This is a genomic window from Candidatus Contendobacter odensis Run_B_J11 (assembly GCF_000531125.1).
In the GTDB taxonomy this organism is placed as follows: domain Bacteria; phylum Pseudomonadota; class Gammaproteobacteria; order Competibacterales; family Competibacteraceae; genus Contendibacter; species Contendibacter odensensis.
The window spans coordinates 1-4491 of the sequence record NZ_CBTK010000049.1 but is presented as its reverse complement, the minus strand read 5'-3'; the positions used below and the strand labels follow the sequence as shown (position 1 = coordinate 4491).

The 4491-nt window shown below is 57.3% G+C and carries 7 protein-coding genes; 5 read left to right on the top strand and 2 right to left on the bottom strand.

Annotation, left to right across the window (positions count from 1 at the left end; translation table 11 throughout):
- From BN874_RS04620 to BN874_RS04605, 4 genes are all read left to right on the top strand, one after another.
- Window positions 1–682 (top strand): MFS transporter (locus tag BN874_RS04620; protein WP_034431161.1); only part of this gene is annotated, 682 nt, incomplete at its 5' end.
- Window positions 683–747: 65 nt separating this feature from the next.
- Window positions 748–1011 (top strand): cupin domain-containing protein, encoded by a 264-nt coding sequence (locus tag BN874_RS04615; protein WP_051497418.1) that lies wholly within the window; start codon window positions 748–750, stop codon window positions 1009–1011.
- A 17-nt stretch (window positions 1012–1028) separates the two neighbouring features.
- Window positions 1029–1514, top strand: coding sequence for an MEKHLA domain-containing protein (locus BN874_RS04610; protein WP_034431159.1), 486 nt, complete (start codon window positions 1029–1031; stop codon window positions 1512–1514).
- A gap of 93 nt (window positions 1515–1607) precedes the next feature.
- Window positions 1608–1790 (top strand): hypothetical protein, encoded by a 183-nt coding sequence (locus BN874_RS04605; RefSeq protein WP_034431158.1) that lies wholly within the window; start codon window positions 1608–1610, stop codon window positions 1788–1790.
- A gap of 270 nt (window positions 1791–2060) precedes the next feature.
- Here BN874_RS04605 and BN874_RS24215 read toward each other — a convergent pair whose 3' ends face one another.
- Window positions 2061–2270 carry a hypothetical protein gene (locus tag BN874_RS24215; protein WP_154724743.1) on the bottom strand — a complete coding sequence of 70 codons (210 nt, stop codon included), beginning with the start codon at window positions 2268–2270 and terminating at the stop codon, window positions 2061–2063.
- Window positions 2271–2428: 158 nt separating this feature from the next.
- Here BN874_RS24215 and BN874_RS04600 point away from each other — a divergent pair, with 158 nt between their 5' ends.
- Window positions 2429–3163, top strand: a complete 735-nt coding sequence (locus tag BN874_RS04600) for a hypothetical protein (protein ID WP_034431157.1) — start codon at window positions 2429–2431, stop codon at window positions 3161–3163.
- A gap of 578 nt (window positions 3164–3741) precedes the next feature.
- Here the strand turns inward: BN874_RS04600 and BN874_RS24210 are convergent.
- On the bottom strand, window positions 3742–4251 hold the full coding sequence (locus BN874_RS24210; RefSeq protein ID WP_154724742.1) for a hypothetical protein: 510 nt from the start codon (window positions 4249–4251) through the stop codon (window positions 3742–3744).
- Window positions 4252–4491 lie beyond the last annotated feature (240 nt).

Sequence of the window (4491 nt, the reverse complement as noted above, 5' to 3'; positions counted from 1 at the left end):
ATTGAAGATGTTCGGCAACCCAGTGCTGAGCGCGAATCTCACCATGAGTATGCTGGTTTCGACAGTGATTATGGCAACGCTGGTGGTCGGCCCGTTTTATCTCTCGCGTACACTCGGACTCAACGCGACTTTTGTCGGACTCGTCATGTCGGTCGGCCCGCTTGCCGCTGCGCTGAGCGGAGTGCCTTCTGGTCGCCTGGTGGATAGTTTTGGCTCACAACGCATGACCATCGTTGGGCTTATCGGAATTGCGACCGGTTCCTTCCTTATGTCCATGATGCCGGCAAGGTTCGACATCTCCGGCTACATAACCCCCATCTTAGTCATCACCGCCAGTTATGCGCTGTTCCAGACCGCCAATAACACCTCTGCCATGATGGATATCCGCCAAGATCAGCGTGGCGTCATTTCCGGAATGCTCAACCTGTCGCGCAATCTCGGTCTCATCACCGGTGCATCCGTTATGGGCGCTGTGTTTGCGCTCGCTTCGGCGGCGACCGACATCACAACGGCGCGTCCCGAGGCCGTTGCCACCGGCATGCGAATCACGTTCACAGTCGCGGCAATTCTGATCGTCGTCGCACTCGCCATCGCGGTTGGAACTTACCGCCGCACATCGCGCAATCGGGCACTTGCTCTGGAAGCAGAGTTGTTGCAGGCGGACAAGAGAGTTTCGGCATAACCTCGCGGCGCTTTAATCGAAGAGTCAGGGCGAAAGGATGGAGCGAAAGTCCTGATCTCCTTCGAGTGAAACTGGCGGCGGGCGGCAAAATCCCGCCGCATACCCACCCTGACGAGCGTGTGACGACCGTGCTATCCGGTACGCTCTTTGTCGGTTTTGGCGCTACGTTTGACGAAACCGGGATGGTGTCCATCCCAACGGGCGCGGTGTACGTCGCTCCGGCGCAAACGCCGCATTACGTCTGGGCGAAAGACGGCGCGGTTTCCTATCAGGAAATGGGGATTGGCCCGACAGGAACCTCTTTTATACCCGCCAAATCACCGCCCTAATGGAATCCCTTTTGTCAATGCCATGCCTCGCCAACCGCTACCAGGTCGAGCACACGGAACGGTTACGCTGCACCTTCCACGCCCTGACCGGACGCGACCTGATCGATCCGGTACTGTCGCCGGACGCCGCCGCAGAAGCGTTGTTTTACGCCCCGTTCGTGGTGCTGTCACACCATGCCGCCCCCGACCCGCTGCTGACCTACGGCAATCAAACCGCTCTGAAGCTCTTTGCGCTGTCGTGGGAGCAACTGATCCAGATGCCCTCGCGCCTGACGGCGGAAGTCCCCAACCAGGCCGAGCGGGCGCGGCTATTGGCTGAGGTTACGCGCCGGGGATTCATCGACGACTATTCGGGGATACGCATCGCTCGCACCGGGCAACGGTTTTTGATCCAGCAGGCGACGGTGTGGAATCTGACCGATCACGAGGGCCAACTTTGCGGACAAGCGGCGATGTTTCGAGAGTGGCAATCCCTGGAAGACAGGGAGCCGGAGGGACGTTGACATCGCGGGGTTTCAACACCTCCCGTCAACCTGTTTCATCCCACCTCCTCGCTTTATCCCTCCCTATTCCTCCCAACGACCGACGCGCTCCCCATGACCCCACTCCTCGCGCAAACCATCGTGATACTTCTCATTCTCATCACCGGAATTCTGCTGCTGATGGGCTATCTGCTCTGGATTCAGCTTCAGGACGTTGCGGAACAGGATCGTTGCCGCAACGCCCAGCGTGAGCGGCTGGCCGCGCTACTCACTGGAAAACGCCCCCCGACCGTTTAACTCGGCCCGATCGGCATTCCCTACCGGTCCAATACCCAGCGGCAACCGTAGGTTCTACTCACCGCCTGGTTCGCTTTGAACATCCAGCCCTTTGGAAAAGGGTCACTCGGCTACCGCACCTTCGCGGGTTCGCCAAGCGCAAATCGCTACCACCCCGCGCGCTCACGGTCCACCCGGGGCATCTACCGCGCGGGAGCTTCACGCCTAAAACCCACCCCGGGAGACCACGCTGACGCGCCCGCGCTGCTTCGGATCGCTGGCCTCGCTTTGTCACTTCGGCGGGCGGTCTATTGCCCCGGTGAAGTGTGCCGACTGCTGCGGATCAGCCCGACCACCTTGCGGCGATTCGGCGAACTGGCGGAACATCCAGCGGTGATTCAGCGGTAACCCCGCGCCTTGGAGTCCTTTCTGGTCGGCTGCCATCACCGGATTGCTCATGCCGCGCTGGTGGAATGGTTGGCGCGGAATCAGACCTTTCAACAGGAGGTCGGATGATCACCTTACCCAAGGTGTTACCGTTTAGGCATGGCGGCTGGGAAGAAAGCACTCCATGACTCCTGAAAAACAACGAAACCGTGGTCTGTCTTCTATTATTTCTGTAGTATCGCAAACGATACTGCAACGGATCGAAGGTTCCCATGAAACCAAAGCTTTCCAAGGTACTGCTGTTAGCAACCGTGGTTGCCATAGCGATGTTTCAATGGTCGAGTCCCGCCAAAGCTGACCCGCCCCTATGGGCTAATGCTCAATGGGTGAAAGCCACTGCCACCACCTGTGACCGGCTTAGTTATCTCATTCTCAAGGGAAATGAAGTCCATGTCCCAACACGCTCCAATTCACCCGGCTGCACCTCTTCGGAAGAAATCTTTGTCCAGATCAATGTCTCCAAGAAATTTTTCCGTGAAGGCAATAAAGGCGAGATCTCAGCATCGCACGTTGATGCGGGCTTTATCTCTTGTGGCAAGCCCGCAGGCATTCTCATTCTTGGCGCCCCAGGGGAAGCCGAGCGTGCGATCAGGGAGCATCCAGCGCCACCAGGCTGTACCTACACCACCAGGAAATATCAATCCATATCGAGTGTGGGCAGCATCCCGTTTACCGATGTGGCCAATGGCGGAAGGATGACTGTCGCTGAAAGTCTGGCTTTACATGCCAAGGAACGTGAGCGAGCCATAGCCGAATGCAATGCCAGCCCGGCGTGCCAAGCGGAAGTGAGCAGAATGCGTTCGTTCTCCGACAAGGGATCGTCCTCTAATCCCTGCGTAGGCAACAGTCGTTACTCAAACTACAATGGAGGGGCTGGCCGATGCACCGACAGCAACGGTAATCCCGATCCCGAGGGGACCGTGGTGTTTCCACGCTGGCGGGAATAGGCGGCAGACCATGGTTTTTTAGTTTTATCCAACCGAATTTCCGCCTCACCATCGCCATTCCGGTGCCGTTCACACGCTACGGTCAAACCACTCTGAAGCGCCCGCGCTGCTTCTGGACACTCCCGCTCGTGGCTCCTCTCTCCCCAATGGCGCGGCGTTGCGGTCGTTTTCTCCCGCTGGCTTTATTCGCGCCGCGTCGCGAAACTTCGAGGGACCAGAGGCCGATTCCGCGACGGGCCTATTTACCAATAGGTAGCAACAGCCGCTTTACCTGTCAAAACGCCAGATGGTTCTTGTGCGACCACAGCGATACGAGGAGAGGACATCGTGAAGTCGGCGCTGTAGTGCAAAAGAATCTTTCCGAGGTCGTGACTGTTCCACGCAGCGATCCATTCTCTCGCAAAGTGATCCGCCTGTTCTCTTGAAATCATGCGATTACTCTCGATTTGAGCGATGCCTAATGTTCGAGCTAAGCGGGCGACGACGGCAGGACGCCAGACCCGGGCTGGCGAAAATGTACCGCGTACTTCAGGTCGATCCCTGGTGGCCTGCCGTTGGTGTTCCGCTTGAGCGAGGGGTTAGGCCGCAGTGCCACGCAACTTTGCAAGAGCACCCTTCGCAGTGGCCACCAACGTGGCGCGGGTGCGACCAAACTTGGGTTCGGACGCCCCCGGAGAGAAACTCGCAATCCGAAGCAGATCCGGCTCTGCCCGCAGCTCACGGAACTCTCCCACTTGCCAGACCACAAGTTCGTCTATGTATACGCCTGCCGGGTACTCTGTCGCCGGCGCCTCTTCAATTGCTTTGAGAAGTTCAAGCAGATGTTGACGAATTTCCTCGGAGTCAGGCGAAGGCTGCCACAACTCTCGACCTTCCCCAACAAAAACGGGTCCGATAGGCACATGATCGCGCTTGGATCGGCGATGAGGATGATTCCCACAGTAGGTGTAGAACGGGTTGACGATCACTAGCTTTCGAATCGTGCAGACGTTCGGAGTCGCCTTCCGGGTGTGCTCATAGCCTGCCTCACCTTCGTTCTTGGCATTAAACCAGCAAGTACCACAGCAATCAGATCCGCCATTGGGCACAATCGTCTCCTCTCTGCGGCTTAACGTTTGAATTAAGGGGCGCTGTTAGGCGTCCCGCTTGAATGATGGGTTATCCATAGCAAAAGCCCCCAAAGAAAAACATATCGCTATACCAGTGACCGCGCATAGTGAAGCCAGAGCCACCCACGAAAAGTGTTTAAAAATGAGTGTGTAAACGCAATAGTGTTCGGCACACTTATTGGGTAGACAAAATGATGTCTCGATGTTCATCAGTCATTG